Source organism: Paenibacillus sp. FSL H7-0357 (assembly GCF_000758525.1).
Lineage (GTDB): Bacteria > Bacillota > Bacilli > Paenibacillales > Paenibacillaceae > Paenibacillus_AQ.
Map to the genome: position 1 here is coordinate 4288054 of NZ_CP009241.1, position 17498 is coordinate 4305551.

Sequence of the window (17498 nt, forward strand, 5' to 3'; positions counted from 1 at the left end):
GGAAATGATGATGGGTTATGGCTCTGGGTTCGGAACATTTGGATTAGTCATCAATTTTTTACTGATCGTAGGTGTAATCTATTTGGTGATAAAATGGGTTAGGGGCAATGGGAATTCACGATTTATTGACAATACTCCAGAGAGAATCTTGGATGAACGCTTTGCAAGAGGTGAAATCACGGAGGAAGATTATTACCGGATGAAGAGCATTTTGCGGGATTGATAACATTAATGGAGATATGGCAAAAGAACAAGGAGCCCTCATTTGATTTATCCCCCTCCTGGTTTGTTTATAATTCTAAAATTATCATCTTTTGGGGAGACGAGAAATATTCCCTTCAAGTAGACACTCGTAAAAAACCTAATGTTATTACTAGGAACGAGTACACTTGGAGGGGATCCTTTTATGGCCAGAAAAGGACAAGTATTTCAACAGTATACGGAAGATTTCAAGATGGCGGCGGTCAGGGAGTATCTTAAGGGATCAGCCAGCTATAATGTAGTGACAGAAATGTTGGGTATTCGGAACAGCACCCAACTGAAAGTGTGGGTGAGAAAGCACTGAAGCGAAGGATACCGACTCTTTATCTGGAGGGGCTGAAACAAAGGCTTGCTTTGGCTATTCTGATGTAACTGATAACAATGTAGGTAACTTTGTGTCATTTATGTAGGCAACATTGTGTCAATTTGTGTTGTCCTAAAAGGGAGAGTATATATCAACCTACATACATATGTACAAAATACGGGTTTTGTGAATAAGTATCATGTAAATAAACCGGACCAGCCTAATTTAGCCGTTATTGCTTCTGATCTGGCTTATTATGCTTGTGGTATTATAAATGATATTTTACTACTCTTTATCATTTTTTTAGAATATTAATTTCTTTGCATGATACTTTTCATTTCATTTATTTAATGTGTTCATTCAATACGATATTCTGTAATTAGACTGTACTTGGTGATGTAACTCGAATCGTCTGAATTATCAAATGAATTTCTCCGGATCTTACTTAATTCTGATCCTGCAGTCCCAACTGCAGGATTTGCCGTTAATTCATTTATTCCTTTACTTATGGATCCAATTAGTCCTGTTAATTAATTTGGCAATAAAATTTCATTTACACTGTTAACTGCCTCATTATGAGGTTTACATTTTCTCAGATTAGTTGATCCTATTTTTTAACTCATGTCACCTCCCTCTTTTATCATCAAACATTTACCATATAATAACATTTTAAAACATGGTCCATCTGAATATTTTGAATTCATCATGAAGTCCTTCACTTAGTTAGCTCCGAAACCTGTATTTCAATTTTTTCGATGCATCTAAATCTGGACTTCTATAACATTTGTAATGTTGAAGCAATTATAACCCCCATTTGATTTTTCAGACATAAAAGTGCCGCAATCAACTTTCTTTCATTGATTGCGGCACTTTTATGTGATTTTCATACAGGATTTATTTATCTTGAAGTTTATTAATTAAAGCTAATACCCGGTTATTCTTTGTTTCTTCCTTTTTAGCAATTTCAATATAATTTATCTGCTCTCGCTTAATGTAATCAGGCTGAGTTAGGAATGTATTCAGTATGTGGTGATCTTCAAGGCTTTTTGAAATGTAATCCGGCAAAACAATATTACGGATTTCCTCGCACTTTTTAAGAGTTACATGGATTTTGTCACCGAGCTCTTTATGTACGGCTCTTCGAATAAATTCATTATAAACAAAATAATGCCCATTTTTTGAGGGCAACAACGTATGGTCAAACTCGTGCCCGTCCACGGTGATTTGAACAGATACTTTACCATTAGTATCGAATACTTCCCTTACTGAATATGGGAAATAAACTACTTTCCATTTCATTTTACCTTCCAGCATCTTTATCTCACTATCAAATTCATAAACCATATTGAATACACTCCTCATTGTAAAGAAGCTGTTTTCTATCACTCACGTTATCATAGCCACTTTACTGCTTCTAGGTGGTTCGAATTCAGTATATTGTTGCAATAACCTATATGATGTTGAACATGTCGGATTTGCATTAGGATTACATCAGTTTTGGTTATTTCTTCGTATAGTACACATGGTTCCAATAATCTGTCATCAGTAAGTTCATCCAAAAACCTACGGGCCACACTCAATATCTCCTCAACATACTCCGTCATTTCTTCTTTAGTAGGGTAGTCAGAGCACTCCTTATCTAGGGCTTCTGTTATATCCTTGCCGAAGTCAGGTATTTTGAATTCTTCATCCTTCTGCTGCCTAAACCAAAATTTCATACTGGTTGTAGCATGAAATATCTGCTTCCAGTATTTTTGCTTGGCATCCATCCAAAAATCATCAGGACATACTTCGATAAGTTGCTTCAACATTTCTAACGTCGGTTCAAACTGTCTTCTTAAGACAGCTACCATCTTGTCACTCATGCTCATCAACTCAATTCTCATAATTTAGTATTGTGACTATATTCTTGATTTCAACAAACAAAACCTTCTCATTCTCAGCAGTGCTATTGGCAAATTTGTGAACCCCCAAGCTAGTTCCACCCGATACGTATTTCAAATAGTTTCCTGATCACTTCAGCGTTCGTCGCTCAGGCTGTATCGCCTTTCAACATTCAGTTTACGCGATCTAATAAGCACTCTTATACATAGAATAAAGTAAAACAGGCTGCCTCTAGGGCAGCCTGTCGTAGTTAATGTTATTTTCGAACCGAAAAAATGAACTTCTCCAATGATCCTATATCGGTAATGCTCTGATTACAAGCATCGCTCTCCAGACATACGTACTGGCCAACAGAAGAAATATTATCCGGTGAAGCGTTCGCTGGCTTGGTCTTAACCGTGAGGAATGCAAGCTCTTGATGACGATTACAGAACAAGCAGTACCCTTTCTTGTTAGTGGGCGTGATTCTTCCCTCGATACCAATGAACTGTCCTTCGAACGGATAGACAATGAATAATTTGTTCGTAGCTATGTCTACCCAACTCAGATACGTTACATATCGGAAGTCGATAGATCCTAAGTCAGGCACCTTCAGCTTCTTATTCTTAGGAAATAGTTTCTGAATCTGCTTCAACGTAATTGGTGGAAATGGCTCCAGATAGGGTTCTAATGCGCTCAAAAATCTCTGGAAATCATATGCACTTTCGAAGGTCGATATTTGTTCCAGCATTTGCTGCTGATCATTTGTAAGATTAGGAATGGCTTCAATAATATTCGCAGCTGCACGATATCTTACAGTCTTCAAGACGTTTCGATCCGCGACGGTTCGCAGCGTTTTCTGCAAAAAATCCGTTTGTTTCTTAATGACGTTATATTGATGGTTTCTAATAAATGGTGTATTCATAGCTCTTCAGCCCCTTATTTTTTATATAAAAACATAAGGTGCAAAGCCTATTATTAGAAACGATAAAGTCAAGGTTGGGCGATCGTATCCATCCTACCGCCCCCACGCAAAGTATCGCCCCAGATTAGGCTTTGCATGAGGACTTCCTAGCTAATGAGCAATTCTGCTTTGCCATCAGTAAAACCCCCAATCAAATTCACATGGGAAAAGTATATCAAGAAACCCCAGGAGGTGCAATTTTTCTGTTTCCCTCTCACCAATTTTATCGCCAATACATGTAAGCGGTATCAAGATAAAAACACTCTCCGCTCTCTTGAAAATGTACCTGTAAGCTTCAATTCCTCTCCGCTCTGCATGCTCATACCTCAGCTCAAATGGAGATAAGCTCTTTACAATAAAGGGACCGCATAAATTATGCTGTCTATTTGGCATGTTATCTGTAGTAGTCAATGAGTGCATCACTCAAGCTAAATTTTACCACTCCCTCCCATGCTCCAGTTCAGTTGACTGACGTTCTAAAAAGGTTTACATTTAAATAGTTAAACCATATTAACTATTAAAATATTTAAAGTATATTTTTGAGGTGATGACTACTGGACAAGCAGGATCAGCTATCTTATTTAATCAGCCGTCATATGTTGACACTGGTAGCGAGCTACACCAAATTACTGGACAACAATTTAACGGCGCCCCAATATTTTATTTTGCAGACCCTGGCGAAGCATGACATGCAGACCAGCTCCTATTTTGCCAATGTGCTGGGTGTAACGCTCTCCGCCATCACCAATTTAAGCAGTAAGCTCGTTCAGAAGGGATATATTGAACGTGTGGTATCTGAAACTGACAGGCGCCAGGTGCACTTGAAGATTACAGACCAAGGGCGTGAAGTCGAACAACGGATGCTGGAACGGTACAAACAGCTGACAGACGGATTATGGAGTGAATTTTCCGGCACAGAGCTGGACCTTCTCATCCATTCTTATCAGAAAATGATCGATCACTTAGAGCTGAATATGAACAAGAACAATACACAGTCACAGGAGGAATAACACATGGGAAGATTAGATCATAAAGTAGCGGTTATTACTGGAGCAGCCGGCGGCATGGGTAAAGCAGACGCCCTATTGTTCGCCAAAGAAGGTGCCAAAGTTGTAATTACTGACTTACAGGAAGAGAAGCTGCAGGAGGTTGTCCAAGAGATCCGGGAAAACGGCGGCGAAGCCATTGGAATAAAGCAAAACGTTGTCTCCGAAGAAGATTGGGCACGGGTCGTTGATGAGACCTTGAAGGCGTACGGCCACATCGACATTCTCGTCAACAACGCCGGTGTTTCTGACCCGACTCCATTTATGGAACAAACCGTGGAACGCTGGGAGAGAACGATGGGCATCAATGTAACCAGTATTTTCCTCGGACAAAAAGCAGTCATTCCACACATGATCGCAGCCGGCGGCGGCTCGATTGTCAACATCTCTTCGATCGCCGGGTTGACCGGCGGAAGCGGCGCAGGTCCATACACTGCCAGTAAAGGTGCCGTACGTATGCTGACGAAGGCCACTGCTGTAGATTATGCCAAGCATAATATCCGCTCCAACTCCATACATCCCGGCTATATCGAAACTCCAATGACCGAGGATCTGCTCAAGGATGAAAAAATGAAGCAATGGTTCTTCGCCCAGACCCCGCTTATGCGCCTGGGCACAGCTGAGGACATCGCCAAAGGCGTCCTGTTCCTGGCTTCGGATGATTCCTCCTACATTACAGGCATTGAGCTGCCAATTGACGGCGGATACTACGCTAAATAAATAATTCTAGGCTGCGCTTCTGCATTTACAGCAAGCTGCTTTGCACACCAAAGACCCAGGTTGTCGGATTCCCTCCGCTTCCCGGGTCTTTTCTCGTTTGAAATCTGTATCGGAAATTTAGAAATTCAAAAATCATGGAGTGAACACCGCTAAACCGCCAAATGTACTGTACCGTCTTTGTAAATATCTACTCTTTGCGCGCAAAGCAGCATGCCCAGTCCATTAGCTTGACCTTTTTCTCTTAAGTCTCTCTCTCTGCGTTCCCAGATTTCTCTGTCATGGATAATGTCATATAAATAGTAGCTCTCGGAATTAGCACCTTCCATCTCTTCCACGAAGATAAAGCTGCCTTGAAAAAGTGCCTTGAACCACTCAACCGCTTCCGTATGTGAGCTGAATACAGGGAGATCCTGTTCAAACCGCTCCGACAAATAACGTTGCTTCAGCCTGCCGATCCTTACATAATATTCATCAAGCGTTTGTGGAGTAATCATATCAAAGCCCCCTTATGCTACACTAAAAACTTTTTCCAAAAATATCATGTTCCTCAGCGGAGGGATATGATATTCTTCATTCTCGGGCAACAACAATCACTGGCGGATTGTTCACGACTGAGCATGACGGGTATTGAAATGTAGAGAATACACCACACCATTTATAATAGGGAGGCTATATCTTTGGAAAATACGGATTGGATCTCACTCGCGGCACTGATACTCACGTTGCTGCTTATGCTCAGGGTAATCAGTCTCAATAAGCGAGTCAACGAATTGCAGTCACAGCTGGAACGGATCGACAGCCGGTCAGCGATGGATGGAGGTTTTATTAAGACGGGGATTGCTGCCCCGACGCCGCAATTTGTGCAGAATATTGATTTAATGCCGGATTTGGAGAACAGGCTGCGCATGCTGCTGGCCGAAGGCAAGAAAATCCAAGCCATAAAAGTACTGCGTGAAGCGCGGGACTTATCCCTGATGGATGCCAAAAATTTTATTGATGATATGGAGCAGGGGAAATAAGGAAAGCTGTACCCGCTTGAATCAGAAACGGCTGCGCCCTCCTTAAAGGAATGGCGCAGCCGTTTCTTTGCAAGTTATATAATCCTATATATCCTTACTCATGAAGATACGTAACGAAACCAGATAAGATCCAAATAGGATTATAATATAGGCCAAACCACTGATAACCGGGATCAGAATGCTCTCGGTCTTGCCTGTGCTGACCCAGTTCGCCAGATCAGGTAACCATGTCATGAGCTTGGTCAAAGCGGCGAAATTAAGCATAATTAACATGATAAAAATAAAATTGACCACCTGAGTCCCTTTTTGGCCCAGCCAGTAGTGCAGCGGCAGGTACACTGCGGCTAGCAATGGGAAGCTCGCAATGCACAGGGCAAGCTCTCTCCAGGCAATGGGCTCTGTGGCCCGCCCGGTAAGGAAGGCAATTCCATACAGCAGCAGGGTACAAACCAAACTGAGCAGGCAAGAAGGAATCAGCGCCAAATATTTGGCCATTACAATCTGCTGCCTCGGCATAGGGAGACTGATCAGGAATTTCTGATTGTGCTGCTGCACATCCAGTGTACAGGAATTGATCAGGAGCAGCATGGCCGGAAACAAGGCGAACATGGTGTAGCCATCGAAGTTGGTGTAGCCCATAATGATGTAGTACGGAACAAGCAGCAGCACGAACTTTTGCACCAGTACGAAGTCTTTACGGATAAGATACAACGAGTTATACATGCACATCACATCCTTTTACAGTAAAATACATGATTTCCTCCAGCGTTGGCGTCTCGCAAATTGCATTGTCCTTGAAGAAGCGCTCCCCCTCTGCCCGGTTCCCGACCAGACCCTCGAAGCCAAGCGCACTTTCCCGAATCCCAAGGAACAAGCGGCGGACATCGCGGTCAAGCAGCTCCTTGCCGCCTTTGACCAGCAGATATTTCTCCGTCAGCGCTTCCTTCATCTCATTAAAGACCATCTTCCCGTCATTGATAAAGACAATATAATCGGCAATCCGGTCAAGATCTGTTGTGTTATGCGTGGAGAACAGAATCGACTTCTTCTCATCCTGAATATGTTCAGTGAGCAGATCCAGCATTTCTCTGCGGAACACAGGATCTAGACCCGATGTAGGTTCATCCATTATGAGTAAATCGGCTCCATGTGACAAGGCAATCGCCAGCGAGAATTTAATCTTCATTCCCTTGGACAAATCCTTAATCTTCTTGCCTGGCGGAAGCTTGAACAGCTCCTGGTATTTCAAGTATGTATTCTCATCCCAGCGGCTGTAGAAAGGAGCAATAATCTTCTTCATCTGCTTGACGGTAAGCTGCTCGTAGTAAATATTCTCATCCGACACATAACCGATTCTGCTCTTGATGGCCGGTTGATGCTCCTGGTTATCAAGTCCGAATAGGCTGATCTCTCCCTGATCCGGATGAACCATGCCCATGATCATTTTAATCAGCGTTGTTTTGCCTGCTCCATTCGGGCCGATCAGACCGGTAATATACCCTTCCTTCATCGCCAGTGAAATGTCCTGCAGCGCAAAGCGGTCATAACGCTTGTGCACGTGACTCAGCTCTATACAGTTACTCATCCCTTCTCCTCCTCATATAGCAGTTTCAGCATGTCCACAATCTCGGTGTATTGGAGTCCAAGCGCCCTGCTCTCATCAATGACTTCCTTCAGCTTAAGCTCCATAATCCGCAGCCGCTGCTCCTTGATAAATTCCTGATCAGCCCCGGACACAAAGGAACCCTTGCCGACGATGGAATTGATCAGCCCTTCTCTCTCCAGTTCCTCGTATGCCCGCTTCGTCGTGATGACACTGATCTGCAGCTCTTTGGCCAGCAGGCGGATAGACGGCAGCGGTGTCCCGGATACCAATTCACCCTGTAGAATCAGTTGGCGGATCTGCCCCACAATCTGGGCGTATATCGGCTCACCCGAGGTACTCGAAATCAAAATGTTCATGTTGCTGCACCATCATCCTTTTGTAACAATGTAGTTAGTGTATATATGTAATATATACATTATATATAGGTATGTCAATAATATCCTTTTATAGAACACAAAAAAGGCTGAACCCTCAATTGCTTGCGGGTTCAGCCTGAAGTGAACAGTCTCTTCTCATCATCTTCAACCAATAAATCCGGTTGTTCTTAAGAAATGGCGCACGATGTCCAACTGGTACTGTACCCGTAAAGAGAAGTCCAGACTCCAGCAGGTCTCAACGGTGACCGCCTTCGTACCGAGAATTTCCTGAACCGCCTTCCGCGAGGTTCCGTTTCGCTCACGCCGCCGGATATTGAAATGATAGGAAGACTGAGTTATGGACCGGTTCATTCGTTTAACGATTTGTTTGGCCACTCTAGCTGTGCGGCTTCCTGGACTAATAATCAAAGTCTGGCCAACCCGTTTGGGATTTTTTTGTGATAGTCCATTCGCTTCATGCAGATCCAGATACCACGAAGGGCCATGGTGCTGCGCCAGCTGAAATAAGGCTCCTGCCAGCGAATGGCTGGCCTTCGATTTACCACGGTAAGGAAAGGTCCGGTTTAAATCCGGCTTGCCTCTGATCTTCTTACGGTAAGCCTTTTTATTCACCAGAGGGACTATAATAAGTCTGCCTTTTAGGAGGATCAGCTCTCTGCGGGTGAACATTCCCGCCAGATTTTGCGCTGCACGGATGCTGGCTGGTTCATTCCCGTGTATTCCAGACACCACCATAAAGACCGGGCCGGGACGTAGGCCGCTAACGACATAATAGGGAGTTGCATAAGACGTATCTGGCGCAAGCATACTTTTCTCGACGAACACCGAATCTCACCTCCGGAGCGGTTCCGTAAAGGAATATCTATATATAAGTATTCGTACTGCTGCTTACGGTTTGGACACTCCGGGAAAAACATCGTCCATTAGCCTCAGCAGGCTCCCTGTTTAGACAGACAAAAAGCCCGGTTTCCCGGGCTCTGTTAGTCATACTTATATGCTATTGATACTGCGGCAGCCAGTCGCCGTGGGCAGCTATCAATTCATCACACATGTTCACAATATCATCCATCGACAGCTCTGCCGCCGTATGCGGATCTAGCAGGGCCGCATGATAGATATGCTCTTTTTTGCCGGTGATTGCCGCCTCTATGGTCAGCAGCTGTGTGCCAATGTTCGTGCGGTTCAGAGCGGCACATTGCGGAGGCAGATCCCCCACAAAGGTAGGTGTAACCCCGCTGCTGTCCACGAGACACGGAACTTCGACACAGGCCTCCCGTGGCAAGTTGGTGATCAGACCTGTATTCATCACGTTGCCACCGATCTTGAACGGTACATTCGTCTCGATCGCTTCCAGAATATAAGAGGCATATTCATGCGAGCGTTCATGCTGAAGCTCGTGGTTACCGACGAGTTCCTCGCGCAGTTGCTGCCAGCGGCCAATCTGCTCCACACAGCGGCGCGGATATTCGTCGAGCGGAATCTGGAAGCGTTCGATCAGCTCCGGGTAGTTCCTTTTTATAAAATAAGGATGGTACTCCGCGTTATGCTCAGACGATTCTGTAATGTAGTAGCCGAACTTCAGCATCATTTCATAACGTACCATATCTGTGTGAGGCTCCAGCTGTTTCTCTGCCGCACGGCGCTTAATCTCCGGATAAAGATCCTTCCCGTCCTTCGTGACCTCCAGCAGCCAAGCCATGTGGTTGATTCCGGCGATCTTCGCCTGCACTCCCGTCTGGTCGATTCCAAGGTGGTCAAATAATCCGGGGATACACTGCTGCACACTATGACACAGTCCTACTGTCTGCACACCGCCATAGGTGTTCATTACATTCGTCAGAACAGCCATTGGATTGGTATAGTTCAGGAACAGTGCATCCGGGCAGACCTCGCGTACATCCGCAGCAAAATCCAGCATCACGGGGATGGTGCGCAGATTGCGGAAAATGCCGCCGATGCCCACCGTATCCGCAATCGTCTGCCGCAAACCGTATTTCTTCGGAATTTCAAAATCGGTTATGGTGCAGGGATCGTAACCTCCGACTTGAATCGCGTTAATGACATACTTGGCGCCGCGCAGCGCTTCTTTGCGGTCGGAGTAAGCGTTAATCCTGCATGTGCTGCCGCTGCTATTCTTAATGGAGTTAAGCATGTTCTCTGAGTCCTTTAGCCGCTGATGATCAATGTCGAACAAGGCAAGCTCGAAACCCTGCAGCGCCGCTGTCGCTATGCAGTCACCCAGAACGTTTTTGGCAAAAACAGTGCTTCCTGCACCGATAAATGTAATTTTAGACATGAACAATACGCCTCCCGTTGGTCGCGGTAAGAATGCCTGCTTTAAGCAAATAAGGAGTTTATGCAAGGATGAATAGGGCAGATGATTGCAGTAATTACAGTCATTATCCGCTGTTTTTTTGCTATATTCACTATAAAATAGAACGCCGGAAATGAGTATGGAGAAATACAAGTGAGATATGGATCTTTGTTGCATTTGGAATCGTGATGTAGTAGCCTGAGATTAAATGCAATATCAATATGACTCAGTCATTCATGTATGGGAGGCCCTTCAATGAATCTCGAACATTCGTACTTCACTGCCAGCTTTAATCTCGTACCAGAAGAGCAGGACATGGCCGTATTATTCAGTGGTGAAGGCAGACCCGTACCCGGACACAAGATCGGCCCCTCCGTGCATGATTATTTTTTGATCCATACCGTGCTAGATGGCGAGGGCTTCTTTCAAAGCGGGAATGTCTCGCGGCACTGCCGGACCGGAGACACGTTTGTTATTTATCCGGGGTCCCTATTCAGTTACCAGGCTGACAAGGACAGCCCCTGGCACTACGTATGGGTAGCCTTACAGGGGGAAGCTGTTACGGCACTGCTCTCCGATGCCGGGATTACCAAGGAACGTCCGTTGCTGCATTCCGGGAACACCCGCGAGCTGCACAGCCTATACGAACATATTCGCTTGGCCTTCCAGCAATCCCCTTATCCCCGGCTGGAAAGCCTGGAGGCCTCCGGCTGGACCCGGCTGCTGCTCCACCAGTTCGGGCTGGCCAACCTCAGTGTCCTGCCAGCCCGACCCAAAGAAATGCCCGAGGTCATTGACCGCCAGATTGACCAGGCGATCCGTTGGATCTCGCTGCAGTTCCACCAGCAGATCAGCATCGACCACATGGCGGCGACGTTGGGTTATCACCGGGTGCATCTGTCCAAGGCATTCAAACAGAAGACCGGTTTGTCTCCCAAGCAGTATCTGCTGAAGATGCGGATGGACAAAGCCAGGGAACTATTGGGGGGAACACTCACCATCGATCAGGTGGCCTCATCCGTCGGATTCAACGATGCTCTCTACTTCTCCAAGCAGTTCCGCAAATACACTGGCATGCCGCCGAGCGAGTATCGCGCCGTTCTCCGTGAGAGTTAAGGCGAAATGCTGAACAACCCTGACGGAGTTCACCGGCAGGGTTGTTTTAAAACCTATTAGTCACTATATAAGTTCTTGCGTACCTTTAATCTAAAAGGCCCGTCTAAGCGCAGCTTTATTTTCTGTCCGCCTTGTCAACATATTGACCTGTCAATGGATCATAGTGCGGACGTTCCCCGGCGATCTTAAGCTCAATCCGTTGCACCGAATACAGCAGCTCCCCGAAACCGATAAAAAACACACCAATCAGGCAGGACCAGATGAACAGATAGATACCGGCAGATAATGTGCCCATGTTCATGGCTACAGGAATCGAAGCAATCAGTCCAAGAACAATTACACCGCCACCTAAATATTTTAAATGTTCGCCTTTCATTGACTTCCTCCTATCTGCAGAACAGACTCATTATAAATTGTTGAAATTCATCCCGATTACACCTGCAACAAGACTAACCAGCAAGTAGACAATGATCATCCCAAGCAAAACTTTAAACAGGTTAACCGACCTTTTCATTGTTTGCTTCACCTCCTGTTAGCCCGCCTAACGGGTTTCTTATTTATCCGATGGAAGAAATGAAATCCTAAATTATTCCAACGGCTACTCGTGCTAATTGTAGTGTTTCAATACCTTCCCGTCAATGTTGCTCCTTGCAGCGTATTAGTTAATTGATGCAATTGGGGTGATGCGGTATACTGCTGTGTAGACTTTATACTAGTACAGAAATGATTAAGGAGGTTGTCCAATTGAAGGAGATTCGAATGCAATCAAAAGACCGCGCCGTAAGCTTCAGACTCATTGAAGAGTCCGGAGAATTTATAGTGTTTGACATGTCATTGTCTGGCCCTGCGCGGGATAGAACAAGCTACAGCGGAACAAGTTTTGAAGCAGCCTGGAAAGCTGTCGAGGCTATAATAGGGGTAACAGCTATACCGGACGAATTCAAACCATATGCAACAGCATTGTAGTAACAAGCAGAATGCAAAATCTTTTATGACATGAACATATAAATTTTAAAGAAAGGGTCCCAGGATTGGGACCCTTATTTATGTAGTCGCATGAATAACATCGTCAATCTTAATCCAATCATATTCATACTCAATCTGTAATTTGACCTGTCGCAGTTGCAGGTCCACCGACATAACAACGCCCCTGATCTTATGGTCTTTCTCTGGATCGAACAGCGTGATCGTGATCTGTTCGTTGTAACGCTTGGAATAAGCAATCACTTGATCAATCAGCTCCCATTCCTGAGCATCAAGCACGGGTTTGCTTCGCAGGCACTGTTTTTCTTCATCCTGGATGATTCGGCGCTTGTGCTCCGGAGTCATCATCCGGCTGCAGTCGAATATGCTGTCAAATTTCTTCATGTTGTCAGACCTCCTCAGCCCCTATAAATAGGAACACTTGTTTGTATTATAACCATCTTAAAGAAATTAAAGCAACGGAAAAATCCGCCAGCTGAACACTGGCGGACTGAGAACTAAACGCTATTTGATTGAATATTACACCAAAAAAGCTATGCCCGATTCACCGCGACAACCAGGTTATGGGGACAATTATTTCATGTTCTCCACCGGCAGATTCATTACAAAGTACTGAATAGCCAATTCTTTTTCAATCGTCTTCAATACATCTTCTTTCGTACTCTCGTACACAAACGTTTCCTGCTTTAAATACGTTAATACAATATTGCAGCTATGATCAAAACTGGCGAGAGCTTTGCTGTCTTTCTCTTCCAACTCCAAGCGCATTTGGGTAACTAGTATTAAGTATTCTTCAATCAAAGCCATCCGGTACGCATCTTTCAGTACGTCAGCTTGTCCCCAAGCATACATGCCCCCCTCTATTACTTCAGAAGAGTGCTCCACATACTCAAGACTTGAGTTCAATAGCAGCAATTCGATCCGTTCAAGGATTTCATGATAAATCCCCTTGATAACATTCCTTGTATCCACAGCCATTCACCTCTCCGACTCCATTTTTCTGAGAAAATCAACCTATCCGTCCTAACCTGGAGGGTGCTTGGGTCTAGATTCACTGTAAACAGTTACTTTAAGAATAACCCGGTTTCTAGGCAATGTATATAATAATAATACAATATTGTAACCATTAAGTCTGTTAAATTCTTCTAATCCTGTTTAATGATAAGTAGAGATCATAATGCCACAGTTTTAAAAGGAAGTGAAATGAATGAGAAAAATAGAAATACAGTCGGCCTTGGAGCAAAGTATGAAGCAGCGTGTTCATCTTGTGAGCGGTGAAACTTTTACCGGCCTTTGTGAAATTGATCATCCTTCGGATTCCTTAAGCATTTCAACAAATAAAGGTATCCTTAGGGTACCTTTTTGGACCATAAAACGTTTTGTTCACATCAGAACATAGTCAAACCAGCCTGGCTTTTTTCAAAAAAATCAACCCGCCAACATACGGACTGGCGGATTGATCAATGTACACATTTCATGCAATTATTAGCTGAATTTGAATCCCAAACTTATATCTATAATTTACCATCCAAATGCCATGAATACAAGAAATTTCAACTTTAGCCAAGCATTTTGCACATAAAGGCCGGGAAATAACTTCACCTTGGAACCACAGCGTTCGATTCAGCATTGTCACGGCTTTGCCGCCGTAGCGGTAACAGTTTTATAATGGAGCTACTCTGCGCAGAGAGTAAACGTAGAAGGAGCTTTACAATGGACCTCAAAACATCCATTTACCAGCATATTGTTACGGAAGGAACACATTATGAAGTCGGGCGCGCACTAGGGGCATTTTATAAACACGACACTGCTTTTATGTCCTTTATGTCCTCGCCGTTTATGGGCAGTCCGCCGCTCCATCCGGCTGCCGCTGATAAGGCAATGAATATGTTCGAGAAATATTGTCCCGGGGTCAATCAGGAAATCAAAGGTTTCGCCGATGAAACCGGCATCCGGGAAGAAGCGGTCGTCTTTTACTTCTCTTATTTCCAGTCAGCCGGCCATTGCAGCCAGGCAGCCTTACGAACCGGTCCTATAGACAAAAGCCGTACATATCATATGCGGACGTATGATTTTGGCTGGGAGGATGCTCCCTATAATCAGCTTTTGCTGAGCACCACCCGTGTGACGGGCAAGCCCGCCCACATCGGATTTTCACTTCAGCTCTTCGGCCGGTATGACGGCATGAATGACGAAGGTCTCAGCGTGACCACGACTTCCGGCAGAATCCGGCCAGAAATGACAGGTGAGGGCTTTGTGTTCCCGGGAGTGGTTCGGGCCCTGCTCGATGGCTGTACTACAACCAGAGAAGCTGTTACCCTGCTGCGCAGCATGCCGATCTCCGATTACAGGAACTTTCTAGTGACCGACAGGCACGGTTCAATGGCATTGATCGAAGCAGCTGGGGCACATAAGGAAATTGAGGTTTATGATGCCAGGACAGCGAGCCTTTCCCAGCTTGTCGTTTCCACCAATCACTATACGCTGCCAGCCATGAAGCAACATAACCTTCAGCTGATGCATAACTCGCAAGCGAGGCAAGAGGCGATGTACTCGACTCTCTGGAACAGAGGAACGGACTATAATCCGCTGGAAGCAATGAAACAACTGGCAGGTCAGCACCTGCCAGAAGGCGTCTGCTGCCATCACTACGATGAAGGTTTCGGGACGTTATGGTCGATCGTTTGTGACAATGCCTTACGGGAGACGCATATATGCTTCGGTTCACCCATGATTAACCCTTGGAGAAGCTTTGGGTTCAGTGATCCGCCCGGCATAAACGAATATACCGCCACTTTGCCTAACGAACAGTCCGACGCACAGTTTTGGAGCAATATACTTTAAGAACCTTTCATGTTAAAAAAAGAGCGGCAACCGGCTGACCTGTTATTCAGGGTCCGGTTGCCGCTCTATTCATACTTTTTTCTCCGCTCACTGCATGGCTTTGTTTAGAATTGAATGCACAAAAGCTGTCTTGCCCTCCGTATAGGCTTCTCTGTCATTGCGGTATTGTTCTGCCAGGGCCAGCTTTACTTCCTCATACGCCCGAACCGCAGCGGGATGACTCCGCAGATAGTCCCGGAATGCAATATGCTCCAGATAACCTTTACCGTCCTTAGGACATACATAAAGATGATAATGCATCAAACCGTCATCCTTCTCGCACTCGAATACCTCTCTGCCCTCGATCCCAAGATTTCCAAGATGCACATAACCAAATTCCCGGAACCTCTCGACAATATCAGGCAGTGCCTCATAGCTCTCCATCACAAGATCCAGGTCTATAATCGGTTTGGCCGCCAAACCTTCAATAGAGGTACTGCCCACATGCTCGACAGCAATGACAAGATCTCCGAGGATCTCAAGCATCCGCTCTTTGATTCTGCTGAATTCGGCCTTCCAAACGGGATTATAAGGAACAACTTCAATAGGAACAGGGCTTACAGCGATGACAGTCACCTTCTTTATTGGGTTTGTTAGTGTTCTGTCAGCTTACTGTAAACCTTCGCTCTTTGTAAATGATCCGGTGCACACTCTAGAGTGGCTGCGCACTCCCGATTTCAGATGGCTGGGATAAAATGCAAACCAGTTTCTCATACTATCTGTTAGCAGATGGAGGTGAAATCATGCCCAAAAATAGTGCCGATCCCAAACACGACCGTGCAAATAATAAAGCAGATAAGAAAAACAACCAGCAAAACCATGCACATCTTACTGAAGAACCCCAGATGTTAAACGCCAATAAGGCTGAAGATTATGTTCCCAGTTTGAATGGTGTCACCAAAAATGAAACTTAAGCTGTAAAATTGTACAGCAAACAGGTTGCTCCCCGTCGCTGAATGACGGGGAGCAGCCTCTTCTTGTCTCCAAGTAAATATTTTTAGTTTTCCATTCAGTTGACTTGTCCCGTGGCTGAATGATAGGCTTTTCTTCTAAGCCTTGTTAAGGAGAATGCCCGATGAAAAAAGCGACAATGAAGGATATTGCCCGCCAGGCGAACGTTTCAGTAGCCACGGTCAGCTATGTGCTGAACAATGTGAAGAACCAGACGATCCCTGACCCGACCCGGCAGAGTATACTGCAAATTGCCCGGGAGCTGAACTATGTCCCGAATCTCGCAGCACGTTCCCTGGTCAAACAACGGACCGGACTGGTCGGCATTCTGATTAACCGGACATCCGCATTGCCCTATTGGAAACGCCAAAATTACATGTCGCTGGTGGAAAGTCTGGAAGCGATGCTAACAGAAGCCGGTTATCATACACTGCTTGTCCGTTTGAATCCCCTTAATCCTGCGATGGACGTAATCCGTGAACGTAAGCTGGATGCTGTCTTTGTGCTAGATGTTATGGATGAGATGTTCTACCGGATATCCGCCAATTTTGTGGAAGGCGTTCCGCTGATTCTGATCGACAGCATCATTGATGACCGTCTATTTAACCAGGTTAATTATAACTATCCGCAAGCGCTGCAGGCCGCTGTATCCTCCTCCGCAGCTCCCTCCTGTCTGGTCATGGAGAGCTATTATAACAAGGCGTTATCGGAGTGGGTCATTGCTGAATCCGCCTTGCCGCAGGAGCATATTCATATCGTGAACAATTCGCAAGAGGCACAAAGTGAACTCGTGAGCTTTTTGGCCCTTAACCGGGATAAGCACGTCATCGTCATCAATGAATTTTTGGCAAAAGCTGTTGAAAAAACTGCCTTGGCCTCTTCTGTTACAGCGATTTGCACCTGCGGGGTACCGGAAATCCTGCTGGACAGCACGACAATCATACAGTTTCAGAACGATAGAGCACTGACCGCCTATGAATTAATGACATCTGTTTTCCGCGAACAGTACGATACCAGCCTGACAGGCAGCAATCAATTTTTGGTTGAAGTTCTCCAATAAATTCTCTATAATAACTTAAACGTTTAAGTT

23 protein-coding genes are annotated in these 17498 nt (G+C 45.1%); 10 read left to right on the forward strand and 13 right to left on the reverse strand.

Features of this window, described 5'->3' with window-relative positions; translation table 11 throughout:
* Positions 1-4: 4 nt before the first annotated feature.
* The gene (locus H70357_RS18500) at positions 5-223 is read left to right on the forward strand and encodes an SHOCT domain-containing protein (protein ID WP_038592547.1); all 219 of its coding nucleotides are present in this window, start codon (positions 5-7) and stop codon (positions 221-223) included.
* Between the two features lie 1236 nt (positions 224-1459).
* Here H70357_RS18500 and H70357_RS18510 read toward each other — a convergent pair.
* From H70357_RS18510 to H70357_RS18520, 3 genes are all read right to left on the reverse strand, one after another.
* Entirely contained in the window at positions 1460-1909 is a 450-nt protein-coding gene (locus tag H70357_RS18510; RefSeq protein ID WP_038592550.1) for a YdeI/OmpD-associated family protein, read from the reverse strand.
* Positions 1910-1959: 50 nt separating this feature from the next.
* Positions 1960-2430 (reverse strand): DinB family protein, encoded by a 471-nt coding sequence (locus H70357_RS18515; protein WP_038599891.1) that lies wholly within the window; start codon positions 2428-2430, stop codon positions 1960-1962.
* Between the two features lie 275 nt (positions 2431-2705).
* Positions 2706-3353, reverse strand: a complete 648-nt coding sequence (locus H70357_RS18520) for a FusB/FusC family EF-G-binding protein (RefSeq protein ID WP_038592553.1) — start codon at positions 3351-3353, stop codon at positions 2706-2708.
* Positions 3354-3988: 635 nt separating this feature from the next.
* On the opposite strand from H70357_RS18520, the gene H70357_RS18530 reads away from it, so the two are divergent.
* Both H70357_RS18530 and H70357_RS18535 read left to right on the forward strand, forming a co-directional pair.
* Positions 3989-4402: a MarR family winged helix-turn-helix transcriptional regulator gene (locus tag H70357_RS18530; RefSeq protein WP_038592559.1), complete on the forward strand. Its 414-nt coding sequence runs from the start codon at positions 3989-3991 to the stop codon at positions 4400-4402.
* Between the two features lie 3 nt (positions 4403-4405).
* Positions 4406-5158 (forward strand): SDR family NAD(P)-dependent oxidoreductase, encoded by a 753-nt coding sequence (locus tag H70357_RS18535; protein WP_038592562.1) that lies wholly within the window; start codon positions 4406-4408, stop codon positions 5156-5158.
* A gap of 149 nt (positions 5159-5307) precedes the next feature.
* Here H70357_RS18535 and H70357_RS18540 read toward each other — a convergent pair whose 3' ends face one another.
* Positions 5308-5652, reverse strand: a complete 345-nt coding sequence (locus tag H70357_RS18540) for a hypothetical protein (RefSeq protein ID WP_038592564.1) — start codon at positions 5650-5652, stop codon at positions 5308-5310.
* A gap of 183 nt (positions 5653-5835) precedes the next feature.
* On the opposite strand from H70357_RS18540, the gene H70357_RS18545 reads away from it, so the two are divergent.
* Entirely contained in the window at positions 5836-6177 is a 342-nt protein-coding gene (locus H70357_RS18545) for a ribosomal protein L7/L12 (protein ID WP_038592567.1), read from the forward strand.
* Positions 6178-6261: 84 nt separating this feature from the next.
* Here H70357_RS18545 and H70357_RS18550 read toward each other — a convergent pair whose 3' ends face one another.
* The 5 genes from H70357_RS18550 to H70357_RS18570 all read right to left on the reverse strand — a co-directional run bounded on the left by H70357_RS18550 (position 6262) and on the right by H70357_RS18570 (position 10456).
* On the reverse strand, positions 6262-6900 hold the full coding sequence (locus H70357_RS18550; protein ID WP_038592570.1) for an ABC-2 transporter permease: 639 nt from the start codon (positions 6898-6900) through the stop codon (positions 6262-6264).
* The gene (locus tag H70357_RS18555; protein WP_038592573.1) at positions 6893-7762 is read right to left on the reverse strand and encodes an ABC transporter ATP-binding protein; all 870 of its coding nucleotides are present in this window, start codon (positions 7760-7762) and stop codon (positions 6893-6895) included. The genes H70357_RS18550 and H70357_RS18555 overlap by 8 nt, the downstream gene beginning before the upstream one ends.
* A complete protein-coding gene (locus tag H70357_RS18560; protein ID WP_038592576.1) occupies positions 7759-8139 on the reverse strand; it encodes a GntR family transcriptional regulator in 381 nt (126 codons plus the stop codon). Before H70357_RS18560 ends, H70357_RS18555 begins: the two co-directional genes overlap by 4 nt.
* A 165-nt stretch (positions 8140-8304) precedes the next feature.
* Positions 8305-8985, reverse strand: a complete 681-nt coding sequence (locus H70357_RS18565; RefSeq protein WP_038592579.1) for a M14 family metallopeptidase — start codon at positions 8983-8985, stop codon at positions 8305-8307.
* A 172-nt stretch (positions 8986-9157) separates the two neighbouring features.
* Complete coding sequence (locus H70357_RS18570; protein WP_038592582.1) at positions 9158-10456, reverse strand: alpha-glucosidase/alpha-galactosidase; 1299 nt, start codon at positions 10454-10456, stop codon at positions 9158-9160.
* Positions 10457-10729: 273 nt separating this feature from the next.
* On the opposite strand from H70357_RS18570, the gene H70357_RS18575 reads away from it, so the two are divergent.
* Positions 10730-11590, forward strand: a complete 861-nt coding sequence (locus tag H70357_RS18575; protein WP_081965845.1) for an AraC family transcriptional regulator — start codon at positions 10730-10732, stop codon at positions 11588-11590.
* 115 nt (positions 11591-11705) lie between these two features.
* Here the strand turns inward: H70357_RS18575 and H70357_RS18580 are convergent, their stop codons facing one another.
* Positions 11706-11966, reverse strand: a complete 261-nt coding sequence (locus tag H70357_RS18580; RefSeq protein WP_038592588.1) for a hypothetical protein — start codon at positions 11964-11966, stop codon at positions 11706-11708.
* 368 nt (positions 11967-12334) lie between these two features.
* On the opposite strand from H70357_RS18580, the gene H70357_RS18585 reads away from it, so the two are divergent.
* Positions 12335-12556: a hypothetical protein gene (locus H70357_RS18585; protein ID WP_038592591.1), complete on the forward strand. Its 222-nt coding sequence runs from the start codon at positions 12335-12337 to the stop codon at positions 12554-12556.
* Between the two features lie 78 nt (positions 12557-12634).
* On the opposite strand, the gene H70357_RS18590 is transcribed toward H70357_RS18585, so the two are convergent.
* Both H70357_RS18590 and H70357_RS18595 read right to left on the reverse strand, forming a co-directional pair.
* Positions 12635-12958 (reverse strand): YolD-like family protein, encoded by a 324-nt coding sequence (locus tag H70357_RS18590; RefSeq protein WP_038592593.1) that lies wholly within the window; start codon positions 12956-12958, stop codon positions 12635-12637.
* A gap of 189 nt (positions 12959-13147) precedes the next feature.
* Positions 13148-13552, reverse strand: a complete 405-nt coding sequence (locus H70357_RS18595; RefSeq protein WP_038592595.1) for a hypothetical protein — start codon at positions 13550-13552, stop codon at positions 13148-13150.
* A gap of 229 nt (positions 13553-13781) precedes the next feature.
* Between H70357_RS18595 and H70357_RS18600 the strand changes: the two genes are divergently transcribed.
* Together H70357_RS18600 and H70357_RS18605 are read left to right on the forward strand one after the other, a co-directional pair.
* Positions 13782-13973, forward strand: coding sequence for a hypothetical protein (locus tag H70357_RS18600; RefSeq protein ID WP_038592597.1), 192 nt, complete (start codon positions 13782-13784; stop codon positions 13971-13973).
* Between the two features lie 314 nt (positions 13974-14287).
* Positions 14288-15418, forward strand: a complete 1131-nt coding sequence (locus H70357_RS18605; protein WP_038592599.1) for a C45 family autoproteolytic acyltransferase/hydrolase — start codon at positions 14288-14290, stop codon at positions 15416-15418.
* 87 nt (positions 15419-15505) lie between these two features.
* Here the strand turns inward: H70357_RS18605 and H70357_RS18610 are convergent, their stop codons facing one another.
* The gene (locus tag H70357_RS18610; RefSeq protein ID WP_081965847.1) at positions 15506-16033 is read right to left on the reverse strand and encodes a GrpB family protein; all 528 of its coding nucleotides are present in this window, start codon (positions 16031-16033) and stop codon (positions 15506-15508) included.
* 167 nt (positions 16034-16200) lie between these two features.
* Between H70357_RS18610 and H70357_RS36320 the strand changes: the two genes are divergently transcribed.
* Positions 16201-16371, forward strand: coding sequence for a hypothetical protein (locus H70357_RS36320; protein WP_179091754.1), 171 nt, complete (start codon positions 16201-16203; stop codon positions 16369-16371).
* Positions 16372-16532: 161 nt separating this feature from the next.
* Positions 16533-17468 (forward strand): LacI family DNA-binding transcriptional regulator, encoded by a 936-nt coding sequence (locus tag H70357_RS18615; protein WP_052092114.1) that lies wholly within the window; start codon positions 16533-16535, stop codon positions 17466-17468.
* Positions 17469-17498 lie beyond the last annotated feature (30 nt).

Coding starts and splice junctions, on each gene's coding strand:
- H70357_RS18510 (WP_038592550.1), bottom strand. CDS start 1,909: ATGGTTTATGAATTTGATAGTGAGATAAAGATGCTGGAAGGTAAAATG.
- H70357_RS18580 (WP_038592588.1), bottom strand. CDS start 11,966: ATGAAAGGCGAACATTTAAAATATTTAGGTGGCGGTGTAATTGTTCTT.
- H70357_RS18520 (WP_038592553.1), bottom strand. CDS start 3,353: ATGAATACACCATTTATTAGAAACCATCAATATAACGTCATTAAGAAA.
- H70357_RS18555 (WP_038592573.1), bottom strand. CDS start 7,762: ATGAGTAACTGTATAGAGCTGAGTCACGTGCACAAGCGTTATGACCGC.
- H70357_RS18570 (WP_038592582.1), bottom strand. CDS start 10,456: ATGTCTAAAATTACATTTATCGGTGCAGGAAGCACTGTTTTTGCCAAA.
- H70357_RS18515 (WP_038599891.1), bottom strand. CDS start 2,430: ATGAGTGACAAGATGGTAGCTGTCTTAAGAAGACAGTTTGAACCGACG.
- H70357_RS18595 (WP_038592595.1), bottom strand. CDS start 13,552: ATGGCTGTGGATACAAGGAATGTTATCAAGGGGATTTATCATGAAATC.
- H70357_RS18535 (WP_038592562.1), top strand. CDS start 4,406: ATGGGAAGATTAGATCATAAAGTAGCGGTTATTACTGGAGCAGCCGGC.
- H70357_RS18550 (WP_038592570.1), bottom strand. CDS start 6,900: ATGTATAACTCGTTGTATCTTATCCGTAAAGACTTCGTACTGGTGCAA.
- H70357_RS18560 (WP_038592576.1), bottom strand. CDS start 8,139: ATGAACATTTTGATTTCGAGTACCTCGGGTGAGCCGATATACGCCCAG.
- H70357_RS18590 (WP_038592593.1), bottom strand. CDS start 12,958: ATGAAGAAATTTGACAGCATATTCGACTGCAGCCGGATGATGACTCCG.
- H70357_RS18575 (WP_081965845.1), top strand. CDS start 10,730: ATGAATCTCGAACATTCGTACTTCACTGCCAGCTTTAATCTCGTACCA.
- H70357_RS18500 (WP_038592547.1), top strand. CDS start 5: ATGATGATGGGTTATGGCTCTGGGTTCGGAACATTTGGATTAGTCATC.
- H70357_RS18615 (WP_052092114.1), top strand. CDS start 16,533: ATGAAAAAAGCGACAATGAAGGATATTGCCCGCCAGGCGAACGTTTCA.
- H70357_RS18540 (WP_038592564.1), bottom strand. CDS start 5,652: ATGATTACTCCACAAACGCTTGATGAATATTATGTAAGGATCGGCAGG.
- H70357_RS18605 (WP_038592599.1), top strand. CDS start 14,288: ATGGACCTCAAAACATCCATTTACCAGCATATTGTTACGGAAGGAACA.
- H70357_RS18600 (WP_038592597.1), top strand. CDS start 13,782: ATGAGAAAAATAGAAATACAGTCGGCCTTGGAGCAAAGTATGAAGCAG.
- H70357_RS18530 (WP_038592559.1), top strand. CDS start 3,989: ATGTTGACACTGGTAGCGAGCTACACCAAATTACTGGACAACAATTTA.
- H70357_RS36320 (WP_179091754.1), top strand. CDS start 16,201: ATGCCCAAAAATAGTGCCGATCCCAAACACGACCGTGCAAATAATAAA.